The sequence below is a fragment of the Comamonas sp. A7-5 genome, from assembly GCF_039581385.1.
GTDB lineage: Bacteria > Pseudomonadota > Gammaproteobacteria > Burkholderiales > Burkholderiaceae_C > Comamonas > Comamonas thiooxydans.
In genome coordinates, this window is sequence record NZ_JBCPWO010000006.1 from 107,285 (window position 1) to 133,759 (window position 26,475).

General features: G+C 63.5%; 27 protein-coding genes. 18 read left to right on the forward strand and 9 right to left on the reverse strand.

Annotated elements, in window-relative coordinates:
• Positions 1-121: 121 nt before the first annotated feature.
• From AAIL67_RS13060 to AAIL67_RS13085, 6 genes are all read left to right on the forward strand, one after another.
• Positions 122-1,345 carry an amino acid ABC transporter substrate-binding protein gene (locus AAIL67_RS13060; RefSeq protein WP_343484194.1) on the forward strand — a complete coding sequence of 408 codons (1,224 nt, stop codon included), beginning with the start codon at positions 122-124 and terminating at the stop codon, positions 1,343-1,345.
• Between the two features lie 221 nt (positions 1,346-1,566).
• Positions 1,567-2,442: a branched-chain amino acid ABC transporter permease gene (locus AAIL67_RS13065; protein WP_043004316.1), complete on the forward strand. Its 876-nt coding sequence runs from the start codon at positions 1,567-1,569 to the stop codon at positions 2,440-2,442.
• Positions 2,439-3,389: a branched-chain amino acid ABC transporter permease gene (locus tag AAIL67_RS13070; RefSeq protein WP_343484195.1), complete on the forward strand. Its 951-nt coding sequence runs from the start codon at positions 2,439-2,441 to the stop codon at positions 3,387-3,389. Before AAIL67_RS13065 ends, AAIL67_RS13070 begins: the two co-directional genes overlap by 4 nt.
• The gene (locus AAIL67_RS13075; protein WP_343484196.1) at positions 3,386-4,156 is read left to right on the forward strand and encodes an ABC transporter ATP-binding protein; all 771 of its coding nucleotides are present in this window, start codon (positions 3,386-3,388) and stop codon (positions 4,154-4,156) included. Before AAIL67_RS13070 ends, AAIL67_RS13075 begins: the two co-directional genes overlap by 4 nt.
• A complete protein-coding gene (locus AAIL67_RS13080; RefSeq protein ID WP_253233530.1) occupies positions 4,149-4,862 on the forward strand; it encodes an ABC transporter ATP-binding protein in 714 nt (237 codons plus the stop codon). The genes AAIL67_RS13075 and AAIL67_RS13080 overlap by 8 nt, the downstream gene beginning before the upstream one ends.
• A 207-nt stretch (positions 4,863-5,069) precedes the next feature.
• On the forward strand, positions 5,070-6,521 hold the full coding sequence (locus AAIL67_RS13085; protein WP_343484197.1) for an aldehyde dehydrogenase: 1,452 nt from the start codon (positions 5,070-5,072) through the stop codon (positions 6,519-6,521).
• 278 nt (positions 6,522-6,799) lie between these two features.
• Here AAIL67_RS13085 and AAIL67_RS13090 read toward each other — a convergent pair whose 3' ends face one another.
• Complete coding sequence (locus AAIL67_RS13090; RefSeq protein WP_343484198.1) at positions 6,800-7,588, reverse strand: DUF2076 domain-containing protein; 789 nt, start codon at positions 7,586-7,588, stop codon at positions 6,800-6,802.
• A gap of 235 nt (positions 7,589-7,823) precedes the next feature.
• Between AAIL67_RS13090 and AAIL67_RS13095 the strand changes: the two genes are divergently transcribed.
• Entirely contained in the window at positions 7,824-8,345 is a 522-nt protein-coding gene (locus AAIL67_RS13095) for an FKBP-type peptidyl-prolyl cis-trans isomerase (protein WP_003064531.1), read from the forward strand.
• A 186-nt stretch (positions 8,346-8,531) separates the two neighbouring features.
• Here AAIL67_RS13095 and AAIL67_RS13100 read toward each other — a convergent pair whose 3' ends face one another.
• Together AAIL67_RS13100 and AAIL67_RS13105 are read right to left on the reverse strand one after the other, a co-directional pair.
• Positions 8,532-9,137, reverse strand: a complete 606-nt coding sequence (locus AAIL67_RS13100; protein ID WP_034360058.1) for a glycine zipper 2TM domain-containing protein — start codon at positions 9,135-9,137, stop codon at positions 8,532-8,534.
• Positions 9,138-9,413: 276 nt separating this feature from the next.
• The gene (locus tag AAIL67_RS13105; protein WP_343484199.1) at positions 9,414-9,794 is read right to left on the reverse strand and encodes a PepSY domain-containing protein; all 381 of its coding nucleotides are present in this window, start codon (positions 9,792-9,794) and stop codon (positions 9,414-9,416) included.
• Positions 9,795-10,073: 279 nt separating this feature from the next.
• Here AAIL67_RS13105 and AAIL67_RS13110 point away from each other — a divergent pair, with 279 nt between their 5' ends.
• Genes AAIL67_RS13110 through AAIL67_RS13120 form a run of 3 tightly spaced genes read left to right on the forward strand, consistent with a single transcriptional unit; the run spans position 10,074 to position 12,575 of the window.
• A complete protein-coding gene (locus AAIL67_RS13110; protein ID WP_080745993.1) occupies positions 10,074-10,382 on the forward strand; it encodes a PepSY domain-containing protein in 309 nt (102 codons plus the stop codon).
• 28 nt (positions 10,383-10,410) lie between these two features.
• Positions 10,411-11,082: a response regulator transcription factor gene (locus tag AAIL67_RS13115; RefSeq protein WP_343484200.1), complete on the forward strand. Its 672-nt coding sequence runs from the start codon at positions 10,411-10,413 to the stop codon at positions 11,080-11,082.
• A 5-nt stretch (positions 11,083-11,087) separates the two neighbouring features.
• Positions 11,088-12,575 carry a sensor histidine kinase gene (locus AAIL67_RS13120; protein WP_343484201.1) on the forward strand — a complete coding sequence of 496 codons (1,488 nt, stop codon included), beginning with the start codon at positions 11,088-11,090 and terminating at the stop codon, positions 12,573-12,575.
• A 6-nt stretch (positions 12,576-12,581) separates the two neighbouring features.
• On the opposite strand, the gene AAIL67_RS13125 is transcribed toward AAIL67_RS13120, so the two are convergent.
• From AAIL67_RS13125 to coaBC, 4 genes are all read right to left on the reverse strand, one after another.
• Complete coding sequence (locus AAIL67_RS13125; RefSeq protein WP_343484202.1) at positions 12,582-13,391, reverse strand: hypothetical protein; 810 nt, start codon at positions 13,389-13,391, stop codon at positions 12,582-12,584.
• Positions 13,392-13,426: 35 nt separating this feature from the next.
• On the reverse strand, positions 13,427-13,876 hold the full coding sequence (gene dut / locus AAIL67_RS13130) for a dUTP diphosphatase (RefSeq protein ID WP_343484203.1): 450 nt from the start codon (positions 13,874-13,876) through the stop codon (positions 13,427-13,429).
• A gap of 147 nt (positions 13,877-14,023) precedes the next feature.
• Entirely contained in the window at positions 14,024-14,542 is a 519-nt protein-coding gene (locus AAIL67_RS13135; RefSeq protein ID WP_034359940.1) for a hypothetical protein, read from the reverse strand.
• Positions 14,543-14,565: 23 nt separating this feature from the next.
• Positions 14,566-15,792 (reverse strand): bifunctional phosphopantothenoylcysteine decarboxylase/phosphopantothenate--cysteine ligase CoaBC, encoded by a 1,227-nt coding sequence (gene coaBC, locus AAIL67_RS13140; protein ID WP_063661476.1) that lies wholly within the window; start codon positions 15,790-15,792, stop codon positions 14,566-14,568.
• A 113-nt stretch (positions 15,793-15,905) separates the two neighbouring features.
• On the opposite strand from coaBC, the gene AAIL67_RS13145 reads away from it, so the two are divergent.
• The 5 genes from AAIL67_RS13145 to AAIL67_RS13165 all read left to right on the forward strand — a co-directional run bounded on the left by AAIL67_RS13145 (position 15,906) and on the right by AAIL67_RS13165 (position 21,162).
• A complete protein-coding gene (locus AAIL67_RS13145) occupies positions 15,906-17,567 on the forward strand; it encodes a CTP synthase (RefSeq protein ID WP_034359936.1) in 1,662 nt (553 codons plus the stop codon).
• Between the two features lie 149 nt (positions 17,568-17,716).
• Positions 17,717-18,574 carry a 3-deoxy-8-phosphooctulonate synthase gene (gene kdsA / locus AAIL67_RS13150; protein ID WP_034378812.1) on the forward strand — a complete coding sequence of 286 codons (858 nt, stop codon included), beginning with the start codon at positions 17,717-17,719 and terminating at the stop codon, positions 18,572-18,574.
• Between the two features lie 435 nt (positions 18,575-19,009).
• Positions 19,010-20,296, forward strand: coding sequence for a phosphopyruvate hydratase (gene eno / locus AAIL67_RS13155; RefSeq protein WP_003057720.1), 1,287 nt, complete (start codon positions 19,010-19,012; stop codon positions 20,294-20,296).
• A gap of 76 nt (positions 20,297-20,372) precedes the next feature.
• The gene (locus tag AAIL67_RS13160) at positions 20,373-20,651 is read left to right on the forward strand and encodes a septum formation initiator family protein (RefSeq protein WP_003064503.1); all 279 of its coding nucleotides are present in this window, start codon (positions 20,373-20,375) and stop codon (positions 20,649-20,651) included.
• Positions 20,620-21,162, forward strand: a complete 543-nt coding sequence (locus AAIL67_RS13165; protein WP_343484204.1) for a hypothetical protein — start codon at positions 20,620-20,622, stop codon at positions 21,160-21,162. Before AAIL67_RS13160 ends, AAIL67_RS13165 begins: the two co-directional genes overlap by 32 nt.
• Before the next feature lie 122 nt (positions 21,163-21,284).
• Here AAIL67_RS13165 and AAIL67_RS13170 read toward each other — a convergent pair whose 3' ends face one another.
• Together AAIL67_RS13170 and AAIL67_RS13175 are read right to left on the reverse strand one after the other, a co-directional pair.
• Positions 21,285-22,292, reverse strand: a complete 1,008-nt coding sequence (locus tag AAIL67_RS13170) for an Hsp33 family molecular chaperone HslO (RefSeq protein WP_003076386.1) — start codon at positions 22,290-22,292, stop codon at positions 21,285-21,287.
• 30 nt (positions 22,293-22,322) lie between these two features.
• Complete coding sequence (locus AAIL67_RS13175) at positions 22,323-22,847, reverse strand: gamma carbonic anhydrase family protein (protein WP_063661484.1); 525 nt, start codon at positions 22,845-22,847, stop codon at positions 22,323-22,325.
• A 50-nt stretch (positions 22,848-22,897) separates the two neighbouring features.
• Here AAIL67_RS13175 and AAIL67_RS13180 point away from each other — a divergent pair, with 50 nt between their 5' ends.
• The 3 genes from AAIL67_RS13180 to AAIL67_RS13190 all read left to right on the forward strand — a co-directional run bounded on the left by AAIL67_RS13180 (position 22,898) and on the right by AAIL67_RS13190 (position 26,448).
• Entirely contained in the window at positions 22,898-23,704 is an 807-nt protein-coding gene (locus tag AAIL67_RS13180; RefSeq protein WP_253232473.1) for a ferritin-like domain-containing protein, read from the forward strand.
• A 162-nt stretch (positions 23,705-23,866) separates the two neighbouring features.
• Entirely contained in the window at positions 23,867-25,126 is a 1,260-nt protein-coding gene (locus AAIL67_RS13185) for an HDOD domain-containing protein (RefSeq protein ID WP_003064492.1), read from the forward strand.
• Between the two features lie 35 nt (positions 25,127-25,161).
• Positions 25,162-26,448 carry an HDOD domain-containing protein gene (locus AAIL67_RS13190; RefSeq protein WP_034359932.1) on the forward strand — a complete coding sequence of 429 codons (1,287 nt, stop codon included), beginning with the start codon at positions 25,162-25,164 and terminating at the stop codon, positions 26,446-26,448.
• Positions 26,449-26,475: the final 27 nt, after the last annotated feature.

Genomic DNA, 26,475 nt, shown 5'->3' on the forward strand with positions numbered 1-26,475 from the left:
TTTACCCACAGACACTTGCATGCACAGACAAGACGCAGTGCACGCACAGACAAGCCCCTTGCGCCGCGATTTCCTACGATGGCCGAAAACCCGGACACCCGTCCATCAAAAGGAGACAAACATGACATTCGCCGACAAGCGTTTTGTTCTCAAAAGCCTGGTCGCAGCCACGGCCCTGGCGGGCCTGTGCGGCCAGGCCCTGGCCCAGGAAGCGCCCAAGTCCATCCGTATCGGCTGGGCAATTGCCAAGACCGGCGTCAACGCGGGCGGTACTTCCGTGACCACGGCGCCCAACTACAAGCTCTGGGTCAAGGAGATCAACGACGCCGGCGGCATCATGCTCAAGGCCTACAACAAGCGCGTGCCCATCGAGGTCATCGAATACGACGACCGCTCCAGCACCGAGGAGGCCGTGCGCGCCACCGAGCGCCTGATCACCCAGGACAAGGTGGACTTCGTGCTGCCGCCCTGGGGCACGGGCTCCAACCTGGCCGTGGGTCCGACCTACGAAAAACACAAATACCCGCTGCTGGCCGCCACCTCGGTGACCGACAAGGCCCCCGATCTGGCCAAGCGCTGGAAGCATGCCTTCTTCTTCCTGGGCACGGGCGGCGAATATGCCGAGGGCCTGGTCGCCATGCTGGAAAAGGCCAAGAAGGACGGCAAGATCAACAACAAGATCGCCATGATCAACATCGCCGACGGCTTTGGCGTGGAGTTGGCCAATGCCACGCGCAAGGCCGCCAAGCAGCATGGCTTCGAGCTGGTCTACGACAAGAGCTACCCGATCGGCACGCAGGACATGACGCCCGTCATCAACGAGGCCAAGGGCAAGGGTGCCGACACCTTCGTGGCCTACTCCTATCCGCCCGACACCATGCTGATCAACGAGCAGGCCAGGACGCTGGGCCTGACTCCCAAGGTGCTTTTCACCGGCGTGGGCACGCAGTTCCCCATGTTCAAGGGCAAGTTCGGCGCAGCGGCCGAAGGCGTGATGGCGCCGGGCGGCATCGATGCGGGCAACCCGCAGATGCAGGCCTATCTGAAGCGCTTCAAGGAAGTGACCGGCCAGGAGTCGGACCGCTTTGCCAGCCCCATCGTCTACACCTCGCTGCAGATGCTGCAGCAGGCCATCGAGCGCGTGGGCAAGATCGATCGCGCCGCCGTGACCCAGGAGCTCAAGAGCGGCAGCTTCGAGACCGTGCTCGGCCCCGTGAAGCTCGAAGGCCAGATGCTGACCAAGCTCTGGCATGTGGGCCAGTGGCAGAACGGCGAGTTCAATGCGATTGCGCCGACTACACGGGCGGGCGTCAAACCTGCGGTGATCCCTAGAAGCACCCCCTGAGGCGCTGCGCGCCTTCCCCCTCTCTCTACGCGCTTTGCGCTATGGGAGGGGGACGATGCCATCGCCGCGAGGCGGCTCTTGCTCGGCATCTCTGATACCCCATGGTCACGAGTGTGCCCAGCTCCGCAATAACTATCAAAACAAGAGCTGGTTGCGCATGTCTTGCCTTCACTTTGCATTGATTTCACAACAAGAACAATGAATCACCAGCGGTATACGCTATGAATTTAATAGACATCCTTCTTGCTGGCGCCATGCTGGGCGGGCTCTACGGCCTGGTGGCCATGGGGCTGACGCTGCAGTATGGCGTGGCGCGCATCATGAATCTCTCGTATGGGGAGTTTCTGATTGCACCGGCCTTTCTGGCCTTTTTTGCGGTGAGCAGCTGGGGTATTTCACCGCTGCTTCTGGTGCTGCTGGTGGTGCCGCTGGGCTTTGCCATCCAGTGGCTGATCTATCAGCTGCTGCTGACCCCGCTGGTGCGCCGCGCCAAGGGCGGGCCGGCGCTGGAGGTGGATTCAATTTTGGCCACCTTCGGCATGCTGTTCGTCGTGCAGGGCGTCATGCTGGTGATGTTCGGCGGCGACTATCACAGCTACAGCTATCTGTCCGAACCCGTGGAGATCCTGGGCAGCAAGGTCGCGGCCAACCGTCTGCTGGTGCTGGGCTTTGCGATCGTGCTGGGCGGCGGCCTGTACCTGCTGCTGACGCGCACCCGCGCCGGCGCCGTGGTGCGCGCCGTGTCCGTGGCACCGCAGTTCGCACATCTGGTCGGCATCAATGTGCGCAGTACGGCGGCACTGGCCTACGGTCTGGGCGGCGCGCTGGTGGCGGTCTGCGGCGTGCTGGTCAGCATGTTTCTGCCCTTCTCGGCCGGCATGGGCACCATGTTTGCGATGAAGGCGCTGATCGTCGTCATCATGGGCGGCGTGGGCAATCTCATGGGTTGCCTGGTGGCCGGCATGCTGCTGGGCTTTGCCGAAACACTGGTGGCCTCCTTTGTCGACCCCGGCCTGACGCTGGCCGTCAACTACGCGGTGTTCCTGCTGGTGCTGCTGTTCAAGCCCACAGGATTGTTCGGGAGGGCCGCACGATGAATCCGAACCATCGCAAGGAAATCCTGATCTGGGCCGTCAGCGCCGCCGCCCTGCTGGGGCTGGCACTGCTGCCGCGCTGGCTGACGGACGAGTACTACCTCTCGCTCATGATCAGCATCCTGATGTACTGCGTGCTGGCCACGGCCTGGGCGCTGTTCTCGGGGCCTACGCGCTATATCTCGCTGGCCACCGTGGCCTTCTTTGGCCTCGGCGCTTACGTTACCGCCGTGTTTGGTGAATCCCTGCCCTGGGCCGCCGTGCTGGCGATTGCGGCCGGCGTAGGTCTGGTCACGGCGCTGCTGGTGGGCCTGTCCACGCTGCGGCTGTCGGGCGTGTACTTTGTGATCTTCAGCTTTGGCCTGGCCGAGCTGGTCAAGCAGCTCGTGACCTGGTGGGAGGTGAACATCACCAAGGACCTGGGCCGCTATGCGTTTGTGGAGATCACTCAGCTCGACATCTACTGGCAGCTGCTGGCCATGCTGGCCCTGGTGCTGGCGCTGCGCGCCCTCATCAACCGCTCGCGCCTGGGTCTGGCCCTGCGCGTGATTGGCGAGGACGAGACCGTGGCCACCCATGTGGGCATCAACACCACCACGGCCAAGCTGCTGCTGTTCGCCGTCAGCGCCGTGTTCATCACCGTCACGGGCGCCATCATGGCTCCGCGCTGGACCTATATCGACCCCAGCATTGCCTTTGCTCCCGCCGTCTCGTTCCAGACCCTGATCATGGCCTTGCTCGGCGGTGCTGGCGCGCTGTTCGGCCCGATTCTGGGGGCCGTCCCGCTGGTGCTGCTGTTCGAGTACCTGGGTGCCAACTTCCCCAACCATTTCTCGATTCTGCTGGGCCTGGTGTTCATCGTGATCGTGTACTTCATTCCCCAGGGCCTGTCTGGCGTGCTGGCCAGGCTGCTGGGCAGGAATTCGGCCAGCAAGGGAGAGCAGCCATGAAGACCGCCACCCTGCTTTCCGTGCACGGCGCCACCCGGCGCTTCGGCGGCTTGGTGGCCGTCAACGAACTGAGCTTTGACGTCTACCCGGGCGAGGTCGTGGGCCTGCTCGGCCCCAATGGCTCGGGCAAGACCACGGCCATGAATCTGATCTCGGGCGCTCTGCCCGTCAACGGCGGCGAGATCGTATTCAACGGCAAGCCCATCCACCAACTCAAAAGCCACCAGATCGCCCGCCTGGGCGTGGCGCGCACCTTCCAGCTGGTCAAGGTGCTGGGCTCCATGAGCTGCACTGACAACGTCATTGCCGGCATGGCCTTCAAGCCCAGACCCCTGTTTGGCAAACCTGCCGCCGCGCGTGCCCTGCAACTGCTCAGTCAGGTGGGTCTGGCCGAATTTGCGAATACTCCCGCAGGCGATCTCACCTATATCAACCAGAAGCGCCTGGAGCTGGCCCGCGCGCTGGCGCTGGAGCCGCAGATCCTGCTGCTCGACGAATGGCTGGCAGGCCTGAACCCCACGGAGCTGCAGCAGGGCATTGCACTGATCCGGCAGCTGCAGGCCACGGGGCTGACGATTCTCATGGTCGAACATGTGATGGACGCCGTACACGCGCTGTGCAGCCGCTGCGTGGTGATGAACGCGGGCACAAAAATAGCCGACGGCCCCACGGCCCAGGTGCTCAAAGAGCCCGAGGTGGTGCGTGCCTATCTGGGGGAAGATGTGAGTGCAGATGAAGACCGGTCAGCGGAGGTTCGCCATGCTTGAAGTGCGCAATATCTCGGTGAGCTACGGCAAGCATGAGGCGCTGCACCAGGTCAGCCTCCAGGTGCGGCCCGGCGAGCTGGTCGTCATGCTGGGCGCCAACGGCGCGGGCAAGTCCAGCCTGCTCAAGGCGCTGGGCGGCATGGTCACGCCCCAGGCCGGCGCCAGCGCCCAGCTGGCGGGCCAGGAGCTGATGCAGCTGCCCCAGCATGCCATCGTGCAAGCCGGCCTGGCCCTGGTGCCCGAGGGGCGCGGCGTGTTCGGCGATCTCAGCGTCAAGGAAAACCTGCTGCTGGGAGCCCAGCCCCGGCGCGCGCGCGCCAACGAGGCCAGCAATCTGGAGCAGGTTTTCGCCCTCTTTCCCAAGCTGCGCGACCGTCTGCCCCAGGCCGTGCGCACCATGAGCGGCGGCGAGCAGCAGATGGTGGCCGTGGGCCGCGCGCTGATGAGCCAGCCCGATATCCTGCTGCTGGACGAGCCTTCGCTGGGCCTGTCGCCGCTGATGTGCAAAGAGCTGTTCGCAGCCCTGGCGCGCATCAAGACACTGGGCATGGGCGTGCTGCTGGTGGAGCAGAACGCGCGCCAGAGCCTGGCGATTGCCGATCGCGGCTATCTGCTCGAAACCGGGCGCATTGTGGGTGAGGGTTCGGCTACAGAACTCAGCAGCAGCCCCGCCGTGCGCCGCGCTTATTTAGGCGGTGAACATTGAGATGAATCCCGCTGAGCGGCCTTGCCGCTTCCCCCGGAGGGGGACGGCACCCTCGCTGGGGCAGCCCATGCTGGGGCAGCCCACGCTGCGGGGCGGCTGGGCCGCCTAGGCCCTTGCTCGGCACCCCTTTACCAGGCCGCACTTCATTGAAGGCCCTGAACAATTACCAGTCTTATCGACTGGCTCGACACTTAAAAGGAGACACAAATGATCGAACAAAAAATGCTGATAGACGGCCAGGAATGCGCAGCCGGCAATGGCGCGACTTTTGAACGCAGGAACCCGCTGGATGGCAGCGTGGCCACACGCGCCCCGGCAGCCACGACCGAGGACGCGATTCGCGCCTGCGATGCAGCGGCAGCAGCCTTCCCCGCCTGGTCGCAACTGGGGCCGAACGCCCGCCGCGCCATGCTGATGAAGGCCTCGCAGGCGCTGGAAGCCAAGGGCGAAGCGATTGCTGCGGCCATGGCCGCAGAAACCGGCGCTTCGGGCATCTGGGCTGGCTTCAACGTGCATCTGGCCGCCAGCATGCTGCTGGAAGCAGCTTCGCTGACCACGCAGATCAATGGCGAGATCATCCCCTCGGACGTGCCTGGCAGCGTGGCCATGGCCGTGCGCCAGCCCGCCGGCGTGGTGCTGGGTATCGCGCCCTGGAATGCCCCCGTGATCCTGGCCGTGCGCAGCATCTCCACGGCCCTGGCCTGCGGCAATACCGTGATTCTCAAGGGATCGGAACTCTGCCCCGCCACCCACGGCCTGATCATCGAGGCGCTGCAGGACGCAGGCCTGCCCGCCGGCGTGGTGAACTTTGTGACCAATGCGCCCGCCGACGCGGGCAGCGTGGTCGAAGCCATCGTGGCCCATCCCGCCGTGCGCCGCGTGAGCTTTACCGGCTCCACACGCGTGGGCCGCATCATCGGCCAGACCTGCGCCAGGTATCTCAAACCCGCGCTGCTGGAGCTTGGCGGCAAGGCCCCCTTCCTGGTGCTGGACGATGCCGATATCGATGCGGCCGTGAACGCAGCCACCTTTGGCGCGTTTGCCAACTCAGGGCAGATCTGCATGTCCACCGAGCGCTTCGTGGTGGATAACAAGGTGGCCGACGAGTTCATCGCCAAGTTTGCCGCCAAGGCCAGCAGCCTGCCGCTGGGCGACCCGCGCAAGGGCCCCGTGGTGCTGGGCTCGGTGGTCGATCTGGCCACGGTGGAGCGCTGCAATGCCATGATCGATGACGCGCTGGCCAAGGGCGCAAAAATCGTCTGCGGCGGCAAGGCAGAGAACACGCTGATGCCCGCCACGCTGATCGACCATGTGACGCCCGCGATGCGCATCTTCCACGAGGAGACCTTCGGCCCGGTCAAGGGCATCGTGCGCGTGAACGGCGAGGAAGAAGCGATTGCCACGGCCAATGACAACGAGTTCGGTCTGTCCTCCGCAGTCTTCACCCGGGACACGGCCCGCGGCTGGCGTGTGGCGGCGCGCATCGAGGCCGGCATCTGCCATATCAACGGCCCCACGGTGCATGACGAAGCCCAGATGCCGTTTGGCGGCGTCAAGGCCTCGGGCTATGGCCATTTCGGCGGCCAGCAGGGCATCAATGCCTTTACCGAAACCCGCTGGGTGACCATGCAGACCGCAGAACGCCACTATCCGTTCTAAAGACTCCCCCTGAGCGGCTTTGCCTGGGCGGCCCCGCCGCTTCCCCCTCTCTGCTTCGCGGAGGGGGACGACAGCTTTGCTGCGCGGCGGCGCTTGCTTGCTGTCCCACACTTAGGTCGCGCCCTAGTTAAAGCTCGCGCCCATCGCTACTGAAATTAAAAAAGCCACCTGATTTGAAAACGCCAGGTGGCTTTCTTTTTTCCTTCTCACTATCTAATCCATAGCTGCTAGCGTTTGATGAAAAAGGGCTTGAGCCTCAAAAATCTCAAAGCCTGTAATCAGGCAAAGTCATCGTCAAAGAAGCCGCCGCCATCGTCCCAACTGCCGCTGTCAAAGCTGGCTGAGTTGTCTATGCTGCCCAGGCCCGCATCGTTGGCCAGGCTCGAGGTATTGCCGCTATCACCATGCAAGCCCTGGCTGCTGCTGTCCTGCGCCAGCGACTTGCTTTCGCCGTCGCTCTGACTGCCCGAGCCGGCGTGATGGGCGCCCATCAGATTCTCCAGACCATTGAACAAAAACATCCCGCCCGCCACACCGGCGGCGGCCGCTGCGGCATTGCCCAGGAAGCTGCTGCCGGTCGCGGCAGCTGGCTGGCCGTAGGCCTGCGGCGCTGCAGCACGGGGCGCCGAGCCGCCGCCAAAGAAACGGTCGCGCCAGCTGGAAGGCTGAGGCGCCGCCTGCGGCTGGTACTGGGGCTGGTACTGGGGCTGGTACTGGGGCTGATAGGGAGGCTGGGCATTGGCAGCGTAGCCGCCGTCCTCGGCATGGCGCTCGGGAGCGCGGCCGAAGTGCGTGCCCAGGCCGCCCGAGAGAAAGCTGCCTGCGCCCTGGCTCTGGCTTTGCTGGGCCTGTTTCACCTGCTGCTCCAGCTCGCCGATCTGCTGCTGGGCCTGCTGAATGGCTTGCTCCAGCATCAGGGTGCGCTGGGCCAGCCAGTAGACCGCATCGGGCGCGTTGCTCAATCCACGGCGCAGCTCGGCATCGGCCTGTGCATCCTTGGGCTGGCCCTGGGTCAATGTCAGTCTGGCACACAGGTCTTGCAGCAGTTGTTGTTCTTGAGAGGTCATAGTGCCTTCCTTTAAGCCCGCAAATTACTTGCAGCAAAGATGGGGTCAGTATGCAGGCCTGCAAGAGCGCCAATGTGAAGGCTGTACAAGTGCTTTTTGCAGGGTGTAACAAAAGGCCTGTGCTGCAGTTGCGGGCAGCGCATGGGACAATGCCTGCCATTGCGCCACGGCCGTGGCGGCGTTTCAATTTCGGCTGCGGGACTGACCCGCGGCCCACCAACTGTATACACACACCATGGAAGTTACCCAACAATGCGTGGTCGCCCTGACCTGGACACTGAAAGACACCCTGGGCGAGGAGCTGGATGTGCTGGACGAGCCCGTGGAATTCCTTGTCGGAGGCGATGATCTGTTCAAGCGCATCGAAGAGGCTCTGCAAGGCCACGGCGTAGGCACCACACTGGACCTGCACCTGGAGCCCGAAGAAGCCTTCGGCGACTATGACGAGAGCCTGATCTTCCTGGAAAAGCGCGAGCTGTTCCCCGAGGAGATCGAGGAAGGCATGAGCTTCGAGAGCACGGCCATGCCCAAGGGCACCAACCCCGTGCCTCCCGATCTGCTCTACACGGTCACCGAAATCTATCCCGAGCACGTGGTGCTGGACGGCAACCACCCGCTGGCCGGAATCGCCATCCGCCTACACCTCAAGATCGAAGCCGTACGCGAGGCCACCGAGGAAGAAATCGGTCGTGGCACAGCCGGTACGGGATTTTTCCGTATCGAGCCCATGGCTCCGGGCAACGAAACACTTCACTGAGCCCCTGAGGCGCTTTGCGCCGTCCCCCTCAGGGGGACGACAGCTTCGCTGCGGGGCGGCGGGGCCGCCTAGGCTCTTGCTTGCTGTCACTGAGTTGCGCTGCGCCACCGGCTCAAGCATCGCTCATCGCTTCAGACAACAAAAAGGGACTCCGAGGAGTCCCTTTTGTTTTGTGCGCTCGGCTGCCTAGCGGCGGAAGATCTGGTTGCCTTCCACGCGCACGTATTCGCCGATGCTCAGCTGCGGAGGCTGCTGGTAGTCCAGAGCGCGCACGCTGCCGTCCTGCAGCTGCACGGTAACGCGGTAGATATCGCGCACGCTGCCGCCGCCCATGCTGTTTTGCACGGCATTGCCGGCGAAAGCGCCTGCAGCCACACCGGCGATGGTCGCCAGTGTACGGCCCGAGCCCTTGCCCACCTGGTTGCCCAGCACGCCGCCGATCACGCCACCGGCAATCGCGCCGCCTGCGCCAACACCGCTGCCGTCCTGCACGCGCACGGTCTCGATATTCATCACACGGCCCTGCTGGGCGTATTGCTGAGGCTGCTGCGAATAGCAGTTGGGGTTGTTGTAGCCACAGTTATTGGCGGGATAGGTCTGGACCTGGTTGTTGCCCACGGGGTAGGCCTGTGTGCTGCCAGGGTAGCCAGAACCCGAATAAGCACCTTGGGAGTAGCCCCCCTGATAGCCGCCGCTCTGGTAGCCCCCCTGGGGATAGGCCGCGCAGGCCGACAGAGCCGCAACGATTGCGCTCACCATGGCCAACCGGCCCCAGCGTTGATTGATTTGCATGGAAATCTCCTGATTGGCGCATGCACATTCCATGCGCCGCAGTCCCTGTTATGAGTTGCTCTGCAAACCTTGCACGGTCTGCCTTTCCATTGCAACGCGGCACAGGCTCGCCAGGACGACAGCTTTCACATTTGCTCACAATACTTTGAGTAAAGCGCAGCCGTTTACCACTCTTCAAACCATAGCGCCTTGCCCTGAGCAGCGCTCATTTCCGATTCAAATATCATTTGAAACCTCCATCACAAAGCGCCTAAAGCTATTAAAAATATAGCAAACTCAGCCTTTGCTGCGTACGCGCAGCACTTCACCGCTGCGCCCATCCACATAGAGCTTCACAAAGCGTCCATCGCTGGCCGTGGCCTTGACCTTGTAGAGGCCGTCGTCCCACTCCACCTCCTGGAATTCGCGATAGCCGGCCTTCTCCAGCCGGTCGCAGACATCGCGGATGGACAGGGTCGGCCCGAGCGCCACACCGCGCACGGCCGCCACCGAAGCCGAGGCACGGTCAGCCAGGGAGTTTTCTGCGGCCAGGCAGGTGCCTGCGGACAGCAGCGCGGCGCCTCCCAGCAGGGCGATGCCGACGCTGCGCTGCATGGTCCGGTATAGCGACAGGACACGAGCGGGCATAGCAAAGACGGGGGCTTGAAGATGAGACATGGAAACTCCTGCAGTCGGTTGGTGAACGATGGGGGACAAAAAGACGGCCCGCCGGGCGAGAGGTGCCCTGTTGGGATTGCGACCGATTGTTCGCATTCACCCTGAACCGTTTCTGAAGCCGCCATTCAGCTTCCGTTCATCGATGCAGGCCTATAACCTTGGCTGCAGAGCGCCACCAGGCCGCATCACCTCAACTCCAGCTCCTTCGCCATGACTTCTTCCAACGCCTCGAATGAACCGCAATCCCCGCCACGCCCACGCCGGCGCGCCCTTCATGCCGTGCTGGCCATGCTGCTGGCAACGGCAGGCTTTGCCGCACTGAGCCTGTGGCCCGCCACCTCGGATGCCGGCGACAACGACCACGAGCTTGCCCGTCAGGCCCTGCGCCAGGGCCAGGTGCTGCCGCTGCGTACCGTTCTGGATCAGGTCGAGCAGCAATACCAGGGCCAGGTCATCAAGGTGGAGTTCGACCGCGAGGACGGCCGCTTTGTCTACGAGATCCGGCTGCTGCAAAACGATGGCAAGGTGGTCAAGCTGGAGATCGATGCCAGCAACGGCAGCCTCATCAGCATGAAGCGCAAGAAGTGAACACCGGCACTCAGGAAGGCTGTAGAGCATGCGAATTTTGCTGATTGAAGACGAGCCCACGCTGCGCGAGCAGCTGCAGCAGGCCCTGCTGCAGGCCGGCCACACCGTGGAGACGGCCGCCGATGGCGAGACGGCGCAATACCTGGGCGAGGTGGAGAGCTTCGACGCCGCGGTGCTGGACCTGGGCCTACCGGTGCGCGACGGGCTGAGCGTGCTGCGCGCCTGGCGCGCTCAGGGCCGCTCCATGCCGGTGCTGATCCTCACCGCCAGGGCCGCCTGGCATGAAAAAGTCGCGGGCATGGATGCCGGAGCCGACGACTATCTGGCCAAACCCTTCCACATGGAAGAGTTGCTGGCGCGTCTGCGGGCGTTGCTGCGGCGCCTGAGCCCGCATGCCAGCGCGCTGTGGCAATGCGGTGCCATCACCCTGGACTCGCGCCAGGCGCGCGTCACCGTCGAAGGTCAGGCGCTGACGCTGACCAGCCATGAATTCAAGGTGCTGGCCCTGCTGATGCAGCGCATGGGCGCCGTGGTCTCGCGCACCGAGCTGTCCGAGCATATCTATCAGCAGGACAGCGACCGCGACTCCAACACCATCGAGGTCTTTGTCGGGCGGCTGCGGAAAAAACTGCCTGCAGGCTCGATCGAAACCGTGCGCGGCCTGGGCTATCGCCTGGTCGCGCCATCCAACCAAGAATAAAGCCTATGTCCGAGCACACCCTGAACTCACCCATGACCCAGCAGCCGCCACCGCTGAACGCGGGCTCCTGGAAGAACTCGCTGCGCCTGCGACTGCTCGGTGGAGCCCTGATCTGGGTGCTGGCCGCACTGCTGCTGACGGGATGGGGTCTGCGCACGCTGTTTGCCGAGCATCTGACCCAGCAGCTGCGCGGCCAGCTGGTGGCCAAGCTCGACCGGCTCAGCGGCGCCGTCAACTATCAGCCGGATCAGGCCGTCCCGGTCACGGTCTCCCCCTTCTCGGGCGATCCCTTGCTGCAGCAACCGCTGTCGGGCATGTACTGGCAGGTGGACCAGCTCGATGCCAGCGGCCAGCAAACGGTTCAGGCCGGCATCCAGCGTTCGCGTTCGCTCTGGGACCAAACCCTGGACTGGCCTTTCTTCAAGGCCGACAAGGCCTGGGAGCCTACCCTGCCCCTGCACGCACCGGCCAGCTATGGCCATATGTCGGACGGCAATGGCAACACCCTGGTGATCGTGACGCGTACCGTACAGCTGCCCGAGGCCGATGCCCCGCCGCTGCGCCTGATGATTGCCGCCGACGCGGCCATGCTGGCCACGCCGCTGCAGCGCTTTACCAAGATGCTGGTGGCCGCGCTGTGCATGCTGGCAGCGGGGCTGATCGCTGCCGTGGTCGTGCAGCTGCAGCTGGCACTGGCTCCGCTGGCCGCCCTGCGCCGTCAGCTGGCCGCAGTGAGCCAGGGCGAAGCTTCTGAAATCCGGGGAGAGCACCCGGCCGAGATCATGCCCCTGGTTCAGGAGTTCAACCATGTGCTGCGCATGAATGCCGAGATGGTGGAGCGGGCCCGCACCCAGGCCGGCAATCTGGCCCATGCAGTCAACACCCCGCTGAGCATCATGGGCAACGCGGCGACGCAGCAGGACAGCCCGCTCGCGACCCTGGTGCGCGAGCAGGTCGCCAGTGCCAGCCGCCAGGTCGAATATCACCTGGCCCGTGCCCGCGCCGCCGCCGCAGCGGCGCAGCAGGGCCATGGCCTGCGCACCGCGCTGGCCGGCCCGCTGCACTCCCTGGTGCACACCATGGACAAGCTGCATGCGGCGCGCGGCATACGCTTCGAGCTGCAGGGGGATGCCTCGCAATGGGACTTCAAGGGCGACGCCCAGGATCTGATGGAGATGCTGGGCAATCTGCTGGACAACGCCGGCAAATGGGCCAGGTCGAAGGTCGTGCTGAAGGTGCAGCCTATAGCCGATGACAGCCAGCAACTGACGCTGTGCATAGACGACGACGGCCCGGGCATTGCACCCGAGTTGCGCGAGCGCATCTTTGCCCGCGGAGAGCGACTTGACGAACAGCGTCCCGGCGCCGGCCTGGGCCTGGACATCGTACGCGATCTGGTTCAGACCTATGGCGGCAGTATCCAGGCTCTGCCGTCGCCGCTGGGCGGGCTGCGCATGCAGCTGCAACTGCCTGGCGCCAGGCACCAGGACTGAAGCCGGTCAAAGACTGCGCAGCACCTGCGCCAGGGTATCGGCCTGGGGAAACAGCCAGTCGGCGAGCAGCCCCAGCGTCACGGCCGCAACCAGGGCGCCCAGCACGGGCTTCCAGCTGATGCGCAAGGCTGCCAGCAGCCAGCCTTCGCGCTCCACCACATACAGGGTTCGGGTCATCAGCAGCGCAAACGCCACCTCTACCGCCACGGTCAGGAACAGATCGGCACCGAACACCAGCCACACCAGCGAGCCCATGCCCGTGACCGCCACCAGCAGGACGGCAAAAACCAGCAATACCGGCACGAGCACCACGGCGCCTTCATCGAGTCCGTCGAGCCCCGACACATCGACATCGGGCAGCTCCAGGCCCGGTGACGCAGGCGCGATATCAGGCACGGCTGCGCCATCGTCCCAGTGGCCGCCGGCACCGCCGCCGCCGTAGGAGCCGCCCTGCCCGCTTTCAAAGCCCGCAGCGTCGGCGCTGCCCGACTTGCCGCCCAAGCCGGGACCATCGGAGGGCAGCTCGCCCCCGTCCCAGTCGCGGCGCAGCATGCAGCCCGCCCACAGACGCACCAGCAGCAGATAAAGCAGATAGCCGCAGGCCAGCGCCAGCCCATAGCGCAGCCCCATGCTGTGCACACCGGCATGCAGCAGGCACAGGCTGATCAGGGACATGGCAGCCAGACTCAGGCCGCCGGTCAGAGCGGCATGCAGACGCAGCCAGTGGCGTTTTTGCAGGCGTCGCCGCATGTGCTGGTCGCGCCCCAGCTGCACCTTGGTCCAGGAGGCAGAGCGGCTGCGGGTCTGGCGGCTCATGTTGCGTTGCGCGAGGTGCGGGCGAGTCCAGAGACTCAGTGCTTGCCGGTGGAGCCGTAACCGCCTTCGCCGCGCTCGCTGGCGTCGGCAAAGCCATCCACCAGATTGAACTGTGCCTGCACCACGGGCACGATGACCAGCTGGGCCAGACGGTCCATGGGCTGCAGCGTGAAGGCGGTCTGCGAACGGTTCCAGGCACTGACCATGAGCTGGCCCTGGTAGTCGGAGTCGATCAGGCCGACCAGGTTGCCCAGCACGATGCCGTGCTTGTGGCCCATGCCCGAGCGCGGCAGGATGAGGGCCGCGTAATGGGGGTCCTTGAGGTGCATGGCCATGCCGGTGGGAATCAGCTGCCACTGGCCGGGCTCCAGGGTCACGGGCGCATCGATGCAGGCGCGCAGGTCCAGTCCGGCGCTGCCGGGGGTGGCGTAGGCGGGCAGGTTGTCGCGCAGGCGCGCATCGAGAATCTTTACATCAACATTCATAAGGATCTGGCTAGTCTTGTCTGTCTTGAAACAAGGCCCGTGAACCGGGCCTTGCATTCATTGCGGCAGCTGCATGGCAGCGGCCAGCGGTTTTCCTGAAGGGCGCCATTGTGCCCGCTGCCGGGCAAGAGCGGCGCTTGACGCCTGTCAGCGGCCTTGCAGGCGCTTGAGCACGCCACCCACCAGCGACATCAGGCCCATGAGTGCGAGCAGCACGCCAAAGCCCTGGATGAACTGGGAGAGGATCACCCCGCCCACGATCAGCGCCAGCGAGCCCGGAGACACCCAGGGCTTGCGACCGTTCTGAGCCTTCTGCCCCTCGATCTCGCGCTCCATGGCCCTGAAGCGCTGCTGCGCCTCCTGCTTGGTCACGGCCGTATTGGGGCGCCGTGCAGCAGCCGTGCGCTGGGCCGGTTGAGCAGCCGCCGTGGTTCGCGCTCCCGGCACCTGCTGCGCCTGCTCGGCCATGTCGCGCGCCTTCTGCAGGGTGTTGCGCAGCTGGGACATGGGCGAGCCGGCCTGGGAGCCGGGCGTGACGACCGCAGTCTGAATCGCTCCGGCAATGCTGCGTTGCGTGCGGCGGTACTCGGGACTGGCTCGCATCAGCTGATCCACATAAGCCACATAGTCGCCATTGCGCGGGCCTTCATAGCTGGAGGGATTCATGTTCGGACTCCTGGGATCACGGGTCAGGGACGCTTGGCGCTCAGTCGCTGTGCAATTTCATCGACCAGCTGGCGCGCCAGCTGGTCCTTGCTGGCATGAGGCAGCTCCTTGGAGCCCTGATCGTCGATCAGCAGCAGTGCATTGTCGTCCTTGCCAAAGGTCGCGGGGCCGATATTGCCCACCAGCAGCGGCACGCTCTTGCGCAGCCGCTTGGCGCTGGCGTGCTTGAGCAGATCATGGCTTTCGGCCGCAAAGCCCACGCAATACAGCTTGCCGGACCGAGCCTGGTCGGACTGGGCCACGCCGGCAAGAATGTCGGGGTTCTCGACAAAGTCCATGGCCGGCACATCGCCCGAGCCATCCTTCTTGATCTTCTGATCGGAAAACTCGGCCGGCCGCCAGTCGGCAACGGCGGCCGTGGCAATGAAGATCGAGGCCCCCGCCACCAGGGACTGCACGGCAGTCTGCATCTGGCGCGCCGACTGCACGTCGACGCGGGTCACTCCGCGCGGCGTTGGAAGATGCACGGGGCCGGCCACCAGCGTGACCTGGGCGCCGGCCTCGTGCGCCGCACGGGCAATCGCGAAGCCCATCTTGCCGCTCGAAAGATTGGTGATGCCGCGTACCGGATCGATCGCCTCGAAGGTCGGGCCGGCCGTCACCAGCAGATGCTGGCCCTGCAGGCTCTTGGCCGTGAAGTGCGCCGCCAGCTCCTCCATGATTTCCTCGGGCTCCAGCATGCGGCCGTCGCCGGTCTCGCCGCAGGCCTGGCTGCCATTGCCCACGCCCAGCACCTGGGCACCGTCGGCCTGCACCTGAGCCAGATTGCGCTGGGTCGCGGGGTGGGCCCACATCTCGCGGTTCATGGCCGGGGCCAGCAGCAGGGGAACGCTCTCCATGGGCCGGGCCAGGCACATCAGGCTGAGCAGCTCGTCCGAGCGGCCCTGCACCAGGCGCGCGATGAAGTCCGCGCTGCAGGGTGCGATGAGGATGGCATCGGCTTCACGGCTCAGATTGATGTGGGGCATGTTGTTGGGTTCGCGCACATCCCACTGGGAGGTGTAGACTGCGCGCCCAGAAAGCGCCTGCATGGTGACGGCCGTCATGAACTGCTCGGCCGCCTCCGTCATGACCACTTGCACCGTGGCACCGGCCTGGACCAGCAAGCGGCACAGCATGGCCGATTTGTAACAAGCCACGCCTCCGGAGAGACCCAGCACCAGATGTTTGCCTGCGAACACGTCATTCATGCTGCGCAATTTATCAGACCTGAGCGGCTTTGCTGCCGCACAAGCATCCCTGTACGCCACGCCGAAATTCGTGGCGAACCTATAATCCTGTTTTACCACCACCAAAAAAAGACATGACCAAGTTCGTCTTCGTCACCGGCGGTGTGGTGTCTTCCCTAGGTAAGGGAATCGCCTCAGCCTCCCTTGCTGCGATTTTGGAATCGCGCGGTCTCAAAGTCACCCTCATCAAGCTCGATCCCTATATCAACGTGGACCCGGGCACCATGTCGCCCTTCCAGCACGGCGAAGTGTTCGTGACCGATGACGGAGCCGAGACCGATCTGGACCTGGGCCACTATGAGCGTTTCATCGAAACGCGCATGCGTCAGAGCAACAACTTCACCACGGGCCGCATCTATCAGTCCGTGCTGGAAAAGGAACGCCGTGGCGACTATCTGGGCAAGACCGTGCAGGTCATCCCCCATGTCACCAACGAGATCCAGGAATACATCAAGCGCGGCGCGGGCCTGGGAACCGACCACGAAGTGGATGTGGCCATCTGCGAAGTCGGCGGCACCGTAGGCGACATCGAGTCCCTGCCCTTCCTGGAAGCTGCGCGTCAGCTGGCGCTCAAGCTCGGCCCCAACAACTCCGCCTTTGTGCATCTGACCTACCTGCCGTTCATCGAGACGGCCGGCGAGCTCAAGACCAAGCCCACCCAGCACACCGTGCAGAAGCTGCGCGAAATCGGCATCCAGCCCGATGCGCTGCTGTGCCGCGCCAAGCACCAGGTGCCCGAAGAGGAAAAGAGCAAGATCTCCCTCTTCACCAATGTGCCCGAGTGGGGTGTGATCTCCATGTGGGACGTGGACACCATCTACAAGGTGCCGCGCATGCTGCACGAGCAGGGTCTGGACGGCCTGATCTGCGACAAGCTGCGCCTGAACACGCCTCCCACCAATCTCAAGCGCTGGGACGACCTGGTCTATGAGACCGAGCATCCCCAGGGCGAAGTCAAGATTGCCATGGTGGGCAAGTACGTGGAGCTGTCCGACGCCTACAAGTCGGTCAACGAAGCACTCAAGCACGCCGGCATGCGCAACCATGTGCGCGTGAAGATCACGCATGTGGACTCGGAAACCATCCACGACGCGGATGCCACCAAGCTGCTCAAGGATTACGACGGCATTCTGGTGCCCGGCGGCTTCGGCTCGCGCGGCGTGGAAGGCAAGATCTCTACGGCCAAGTTTGCCCGTGAGAACAAGGTGCCCTACCTGGGCATCTGCCTGGGCATGCAGGTTGCCACCATCGAGTACGCCCGTCATGTAGCCGGTCTCGCAGGCGCCAACTCCACCGAGTTCGACCCCGCCACCCCCAATCCCGTGATCGCCCTGATCACCGAGTGGAAGGACGCGGACGGCACGATCAAGACCCGTGACGAGAACTCCGACCTGGGCGGCACCATGCGTCTGGGCGCACAGTCTTCCGACGTGCAAAAGGGCACGCTGGCGCACAGCATCTACGGCGACGTGGTGACCGAGCGTCACCGCCACCGCTATGAAGCCAACACCCAGTATCTGGACCAGCTGCGCGAAGCCGGCCTGGTGATCTCGGCCCTGACCCAGCGCGAACAGCTGACCGAAATCGTCGAGCTGCCCGCCAAGGTTCACCCCTGGTACATCGGTGTGCAATTCCACCCCGAGTTCAAGTCCACCCCCTGGGATGGTCACCCGCTGTTCAACGCCTTCATCAAGGCGGCCATGGACAACAAGGCCCAGCCGGGCAAGAAGGCCTGATTCCCTTCCTCCGGAATCAATCCTTAAATAGGAGCTGCCAGCGCTTGAAATGCAATGACTTCAGCATCAAATGATGTTGAAGTCTTTCAAAATAGAGCGCCAGCAGCTTCAGTTTTTGAAGCATGCACGGCGTGCAAAAAGGAACCCCCATGAAACTCTGCGGCTTTGATATTGGTCTGGACAAGCGCTTCTTTCTGATCGCCGGCCCTTGCGTGGTCGAATCCGAACAGCTGCAGATGGACGTGGCCGGGCAACTCAAGGAAATCACTTCCTCGCTGGGCATCCACTTCATCTTCAAGAGCAGCTTCGACAAGGCCAACCGTTCCTCGGGCACCAGCTTTCGCGGCCCCGGCATGGAAAAAGGTCTGGAGATCCTTGCCAAGGTGAAGAAGGAGCTGAACGTGCCCATCCTCACCGATGTGCACACCGAAGCCGAAGTGCCTTACGTGGCGTCTGTCGTCGACATGCTGCAGACCCCCGCCTTCCTGTGCCGCCAGACGGACTTCATCCGCGCCGTGGCCCAGTCGGGCAAGCCCGTGAACATCAAGAAGGGCCAGTTCCTGGCCCCGCATGACATGAAGAATGTCATCGACAAGGCCCGTGCTGCGGCTGTGGAAGCGGGCCTGCCCGCGGACAGCTTCACGGCCTGCGAACGCGGCGCCAGCTTTGGCTACAACAACCTGGTCAGCGACATGCGCTCGCTGGCCATCATGCGCGAGACTGGCGCCCCTGTCGTGTTCGACGCCACCCACAGCGTGCAACTGCCCGGCGGCAACGGCACATCCAGCGGCGGCATGCGCGAGATGGTGCCCGTGCTCTCGCGTGCGGCCGTGGCCGTGGGCGTGGCTGGCCTGTTCATGGAAACCCACCCCGATCCCTGCAACGCCCTGTCGGACGGCCCCAATGCCGTGCCGCTCAAGCACATGAAGGCACTGCTGGAGACACTGGTGGCGCTGGACGATGTGACCAAGCGCAACGGCTTCCTGGAAGACCGCTTCCAGGCCTGAGCATGCATACACAGCGCATCAGCAGCGACATGACGGCCTTGCTGCAGGCCTGCATGTCCATACGCCCCGGCCGCCCCAAGGCGGGCAGCGGCGTCTGAGCAGATGATGCACCACGGCATGACCGACACGATGAAGCGTGGCGTCATGCCTTTTTTGTATCCGCTTTTGTGTCCGAATGCTTGCACAGAAACGTCTTGCGCAAGAAATTCGACTGCTGCAACACGTCAAGGCAAAAGCGGCCCACCAAATTTGTGCACAATAGCCGCCGCAGCCTCTTCCATACTCGTCGCGTGCATGGCGCGCGCGCAGCATGTGGAGAAGAGTCGGCTTCACAATTTTGATAGCAGCTTGCGCTTTATGCACAAGCGCTTGGGCGTGATTTCATGAAAGAAGTCAGCCTGCACGTACCGATTTCAGAAACCCAAAGGAAATGCAATGAGTGCCATTGTTGACATCGTAGGCCGCGAAGTGCTGGACAGCCGCGGCAATCCCACCGTTGAGTGCGACGTGCTGCTGGAATCCGGCGTGATGGGCCGTGCCGCCGTGCCCTCGGGCGCGTCCACCGGCTCGCGCGAAGCCATTGAACTGCGTGACGGCGACAAGAGCCGTTACCTGGGCAAGGGCGTGCTCAAGGCTGTGGAGCACATCAACACCGAAATCTCCGAAGCCGTGCTGGGCCTGGACGCTTCCGAGCAGGCTTTCCTGGACAAGACCCTGATCGACCTGGACGGCACCGACAACAAGAGCCGCCTGGGCGCCAACGCCATGCTGGCCGTGTCCATGGCCGTGGCCCGCGCCGCAGCCGAAGAAGCCGGCCTGCCCCTGTACCGCTACTTCGGCGGCATGGGCGGCGTGCAGCTGCCCGTGCCCATGATGAACGTGATCAACGGCGGCGCCCACGCGAACAATTCGCTGGACCTGCAAGAGTTCATGATCATCCCCGTGGGTGCCCCCACCTTCCGTGAAGCCGTGCGCTGGGGTGCCGAAGTCTTCCACGCTCTGAAGGCCATCATCCACCACAATGGCATGTCCACCGCCGTGGGCGACGAAGGCGGTTTCGCACCTTCCGTGGAAAACCACGAAGCCGCGATCCAGCTGATCATCGAAGCCATCGAAAAGGCCGGCTACAAGCCCGGCGAGCAGATCGCCCTGGGCCTGGACTGCGCAGCATCCGAGTTCTACAAGGACGGCATGTACGTGCTGGCCGGCGAAGGCAATATGACACTGACTTCGACGCAGTGGACCGACATGCTGGCCGGCTGGTGCGACAAGTACCCCATCATCTCCATCGAAGACGGCATGCACGAAGGCGACTGGGATGGCTGGAAGATCCTGACCGAGCGCCTGGGCGCCAAGGTTCAGCTGGTGGGTGACGACCTGTTCGTGACCAACACCAAGATCCTCAAGGAAGGCATCGAAAAGCGCATCGCCAACTCGATCCTGATCAAGATCAACCAGATCGGCACCCTGACCGAGACCTTCGCCGCCATCGAAATGGCCAAGCGCGCCGGCTACACCGCCGTGATCTCGCACCGCTCTGGCGAAACCGAAGATAGCACCATTGCCGACATCGCCGTGGGCCTGAATGCGGGTCAAATCAAGACTGGCTCCATGAGCCGCTCCGACCGTATCGCCAAGTACAACCAGCTGCTGCGCATCGAGGAAGACCTGGGCGATGTGGCCGAGTACCCCGGTCGTGCTGCCTTCTACAACCTGCGCTAAAGTGCGCAGCTGAAGTAAGTGCCCGGCAACCGCTTTGCGGCCAGGGCGCTTACCCTTGATTCCACCAGGTTTTTGTATGGTCAACCGCGTCGTCTGCGTCACTTTACTGGTCTTGCTGACCGCCATTCATGCCCAGCTCTGGCTGGGCAATGGCAGCATGGCCTATGTGCACGAGCTGCAGCAGCAAATCAAGGATCAATACGCGGCCAACGCCCTAGAAAAATCGGAAAACGACAGACTGCAGTCCGAGGTCAACGACCTCAAGGACGGCCTGTCCACCGTGGAAGAAAAGGCCCGTTACGAGCTGGGCATGGTCAAACCCAATGAAATCTATATTCAGGTTTCCAAGCGCTGACCCGGCACCCGCTCTGCATCAAAGCCAGCCCCGCGCTGGCTTTGCTGTTCCTGCGCCCACGCTGGTGCTGCTGGGTGCGCCGCATGCACTGGCGCGCGGCATGGCTCATGGCTTGCTGCAGGCCCGTCTGGATGCGGGCCATGCCACGCCCTGGCAATGCCTGGCCCCCGCGAGCGGCGATGAATGGCCGGCCGATGCCCTGGTCTATGTGCTGGGCCAGGACTGGCGCGATGCCGACCCGGACCCCGCCATCGCTCAGCAGATCAGCCAATGGCGCGCACTGCTGGAAGCACGCTCGCAGAACTATGTGATGCTGTACGGCAGACCGTCTGCCCAATGGCAGCAACTGGCTGCCTCTCTGAAATTCATGGAGCCGGCCGCAGACTGGGATTGGATTTCAAGCAAAAATCCATGGAGTTCCAGTCAGAAAATACGCCGCAAAGCCTGCGAGCAATGCGGCGATCCCGAGTGCGAGCTGGCACTGTTCGAGGCCTTGAAAAGCGCCCCCTGAGGCGCCTCGTGCCTTCCCCCTGTCTTTTCCGAGCTGGAAGACACCCGCGCTGCCCCGACCTGGGCTCTTGCAGGGTGTCTCCACCGCCATCAGAGCTCCATCGCCGCGGGCAGACTGTTCAGTTATTGCACCGAGCTGGAGCTGGGCGGCTGCTTTTGCACTTCGGTGAACAGACGCGCCGCATCGATGGCGTCGAACTGGTATTGCTGGCCGCAGAAGTCGCAGCCCACCTCGATCTTGCCACGCTCGGCTACGATGGAATCCACCTCTTCCTCGCCCAGCGAGGTCAGCATGGCGGCCACCCGGTCACGGCTGCAGGTACAGGCGAAACGCGGGGCCTGCTCGTCGGCCTGCGGAGCGAAGCGCAGCAGCTTCTCTTCCCAGAACAGGCGCCGCAAAATGGTCTCCACATCCAGCGTCAACAGCTCTTGCTGCGTCAGGCTGGAGGCCAGCGTGGCAACACGGTTGTATTCCTCGTTCAGGCCCTGGGCATCATGCTCGGCCTCACCGCTTTCGGTGGCCGCGGCCAGATTCGCCTCACCCTTCACAGGCATGCGCTGCAGCATCAGACCGGCAGCGATCTGGTCATTGGCGGCCAGCACCATCACGGTGTCGAGCTGCTCGGACTGCATCATGTAGAACTGCAGCGCATCCGACAGGCGCTCGAAGCGGCCGCCAGCACCATCGTTGAGCGGCACCACGCCCTGATAGGGGTTCTGGCCGGGCTGGCGGTCCTTGGGGTCCAGCGTGACGGCGCAGCGGCCCGCGCCATGGGCATTGACCAGTTCTGCCAGCGGGGCCAACTGGCCGCGCAGGGGCAGATTGGCCTCTCCCACCAGTGTTGCCGTGGCACGCAGGCTCAGGTCCGACTGCACTTCGGCCACGGCCAGTTTGACCGGGCCGTCACCCATGACCTGGAATACCAGCGCGCCATTGAACTTGATGTTGGACTGCATGAGCACGCCAGCCGCCGTCATCTCGCCGAGCAAGGTGCTGACGGCCTCTGGGTAGGCGCCGGTATCCTTGTTGCCGGCACGGCGCTGCAGGATTTCCTGCCAGGAGTCAGTCAGGCGAACAATGGCACCACGCACGGGCAGGCCGTCAAAAATGAATTTATGCAGTTCAGACACGCTAATCGATTCCGGTAAAAAGCAGGGCCCTCAGCCCAGCTTGCGCAAGCCGCGCTTGAAGCGGCGAGCATTTTCAACATAGTTCCTGGCGCTCTGGCGCAGACCTTCGATCTGCTCGGGCGATAGCTCGCGCACGACCTTGGCGGGGCTGCCGAGGATCATGGAGCCGTCGGGAAATTCCTTGCCCTCGGTCACCAGCGAGCCTGCGCCCACCAGGCAGTTCCTGCCTATCCTGGCGCCATTGAGCACCACTGCACCGATGCCGATGAGCGAGCCATCGCCAATCGTGCAGCCATGCAGCATTACTTGGTGGCCAACCGTCACATTGCAACCCACCGTAAGCGGTTTGCCGAAATCGGCATGCAGCACGCTGGCATCCTGGATGTTGGAGCCCGCGCCGATGCTGATGTTTTCGGTATCCCCGCGGATGACGACTCCAAACCAGACGCTGGCGTCCTTGTCCAGCTTGACGCGGCCCATGACCTCGGCGCTGCCGGCCACCCAGGCGCTTTCGTCGATCTGCGGCGCAACGCCGTCGAGTTCGTAAATTGCCATCTGCTTGTCTCCCTGTGGGTTGCTTCTTTATAGAACCTAGAATTGTAGGGATGGAGTTACGTCATCGCGCGCTAGAGGTCTTGTGTCTTGCAGACCCTGAGAAAAAAGCTGCTGCAGCCATTGATCTGCATGCACAAAAAGCTCTCTATTCGATAGCAGAAACAGCACCGACACTGCGCATCCCCGAATCCGAGCTTCCCGGCCGCCCGGCCCGGCCCGAGCTCAAGCACCACACCGCCGTGGCGCGTCGCTCGCCTGCCACCCTCGAAGGCCGGGCCGTGCTCATCCATGCCATTGCACATATCGAGTTCAATGCCATCAACCTCGCACTGGACGCCATCTGGCGCTTCGACGGCATGCCCGGGCAGTACTACCACGACTGGCTGCAGGTGGCTGCAGAGGAAGGCAAGCATTTCCGCCTGCTGCGCGATCATCTGCGCCAGCATCATGGTCAGGACTATGGCGACCATCCGGCCCACCAGGGCCTGTGGACCATGTGCGAAAAAACGGCGGGCGACATCGTGGCCCGCATGGCCCTGGTACCCAGAACGCTGGAGGCGCGCGGCCTGGACGCCACGCCGCAGATCCAGAACAAGCTGCGCAACACCCACGCGACCGATGCGCTGGCGGCCTGTGACATTCTGGACATCATCCTGCGCGAGGAAGTGGGCCATGTGGCCATAGGCAACCACTGGTATCGCTGGCTGTGCGAGAAAAACGGCCTGGACCCCGAGTCGTTGTACCTGGAGCTGACAAAGCGCCATGAAGCGCCGCGCCTGCGCCCACCCTTCAATGAGAAGGCACGCCGCGCCGCAGGCTTCACCGCAACCGAGATCGCCTGGCTGCAACAGATCTAGGTATTTTTTTCTTGACTCGAATCAAGAACCACCGACAAGCGAGGCCCGCGAGCCGAAGTTGTTGGCACAAACGGACTGAACGCACGAAGCTGACACTATGATCGGCTCGTTCTTACAATAACCGGCACAGCCAACCATTTCCCACACAGACGTCATGCAGCAATGAGTGAACAAACCATAGAGGACCAGGCATTCGCCTCGCCGCGCAACCTGTCCAAAGGCATGATTGCACGCCAGCCCATCGTCAACGGGCTGCAGCAAATCATTGGTTACGAGCTGTTCAACCGCTCGCGCTCGCCTTATGGTCACACCATGGCCTCAGACGCGACGCTGATCTTTGCGGCCCTCACGCATGCTGGAGAGGAAGATCTGGTCGGCACCAAGCTCATGTTCGTGAATTGCACTCACGAAGGTCTGACCGGCGAGCACCTGGAGCTGCTGCCGGCCGACAAGGTGGTGCTGGAGATCCCCCCTCTGGGCCATGCTGCCGTGCATGAGGTGGCCGCCCGCCTGCCCACCTTGCTGGCACTCAAGGACCAGGGCTTTCATCTGGCCTTCAACCACACGGTACTGGAGTCTGTGTATTCGGCCTGGCTGCCGCTGGCCGACTACATCAAGCTAGACCTCTCCACGCTGGCACCGGACCAGCTTACGGTGCTGGTCAAGTTCGCCAACCGCCACACCCGCGCCGAGCTGATCGCCGAAAAAGTCGAAAGTGCCCACCAGCATGAGCTGGGGCAGCGCCTGGGCATCGAGCTTTTCCAGGGTTTCTGGTTTGCCCGTCCCACGGTGATGCAGACCCGCCTTCTGACCCCGACGCAGCAAAGCATCATCCAGTTGCTGACACTGGTACGCGAGCAGGCCAGCACCGATGCGATCGAGGAAGTTCTCAAAAAGGACGCCGCCCTGGCCTTCAACCTGCTGCGCCTCATCAACTCGGCCAGCTTTGGCGCCCATCGCAAGATCACCTCTTTCAAGCAGGCCGTGATGCTGCTCGGCCTGAACAAGCTGTTTCGCTGGGCTGCCATGCTGCTGACGGCCGCCCGTGAAGGCGGCCCCCCGCCGGCCGTAGGCCAGACCGCCGTGATTCGCGGCCGTCTGATGGAGCTGCTGGCCAAGCACTCGCTAACGGACACCGACGCCGATCTGGCCTTTATCTGCGGCATGTTCTCCATGCTGGACCGCATGCTGGGCATGCCTTTGCCTGCAGCGCTGGCGCTGATTCCGGTGTCCGAATCGGTCTCTGCCGCGCTGCTGCATCATGAAGGCATTCTGGGCGAGCTGCTGATGCTCACCAAGGCCTGCGAGAGTCATGACCAGGAACAATTCGACCGCAGTGCCTGCAGCCTGGAGCTGGAGCACGGGGACATCAATCACGCTCATCTGCAGGCTTTGAGATGGACGGAGTGTCTGTCCGACTGACAGCGCTTTTGCCCCACACCCAAGCGATAACCGACATGGATACCTCTGACACAAACGCCTCTTCACCAACCGCCAGCCCCGTTGCAGACAGGGACGAGGCCAATATGGCCAGCATTGCGCGTCAGGCAATCGTCGATGAAAAGCGGGATGTGTATGGCTACGAGCTGTTTGACCGCTCGGTTGCACATAACGCACACACAGCAGCATCCGATGCGGCACTGCTGTTCAATGCACTGTCCTACGCCGGTGCCGAAGCCCTGGTGGGCAAAAAGACGGTTTTCATCAACTGCACCCACGACAGCCTGAGCGGCGGCCACCTGGAGCTGATTCACCCCGACCGTGTGGTACTGGAAGTGCCGGCCCTGCCCGCCGATGCCACGCAGGAAAACATCGAAGCCTGCCTGCCCACATTTGCGGCCCTGCGCCAGCGTGGCTTTCGCCTGGCTTTCGACCAGAACCTGCTGCGCCGCAACTATGCGTCATGGCTGCCCATGGCCTCCTTCGTCAAGCTGGACATGCAGAGCTTCGCGATCGAGCATGCCGAGAAGCTGGTGAAGTTTGCCCAGACCTACACACGCGCCCAGATCGTGGCCGAGAAGGTCGAAACAGCCGAGCAGTTCGAGCATATGCTGGGCCTGGGTGTGAAGCTGTTCCAGGGCTACTGGTTCGCCCAGCCCCAGCTCGTGCAGGCGCGCACCATCCGCCCCACGCAGACCACCATCATCCAGCTCATCAACCTGGTGCGCCAGCAGGCCAGCACGGAGGAGATCGAAGAGCTGCTCAAGAAGGACCCCACGCTGTCCTTCAACCTGCTGCGCTTCATCAACAGCTCGGGTTTCGGCCTGTCCTGCGAGATCACCTCCTTCCGCCATGCGGTGATGATTCTGGGCCTCAAGAAGCTGTTCCGCTGGGCGGCCCTGCTGCTGACCACCTCACGCGCCGGCGGCACACCGCCGGCTGTGGGCCAGACAGCCGTGGTGCGCGGCCGCCTGATGGAGCTGCTGACCGCCGAGCTGCTGCCGCCCGAGGAATGCGACCACGCTTTCGTCGTGGGCGTTTTCTCGCTGCTCGATGTGATGCTGAGCCAGCCCATGGCCAAGGCCCTGGAATCCGTAGCCCTGCCCCAGTCCGTGGTTGACGCACTGGTACACAACCAGGGCGTTTTTGCGCCCTTCCTGGATCTGACGCGCGCCTGCGAGTCTGGCGACGAAGCGGCTTTTGCCCGCGCCGCCAATGCGCTGCAGCTGTCCAACCACCAGGTCAACTGGGCCCATCTGCAGGCACTGAGCTGGGCCGACAACCTGGCCAGCGAAGTGATCTGAGCCAATCCGCGTCGCTACCAGTCAGTG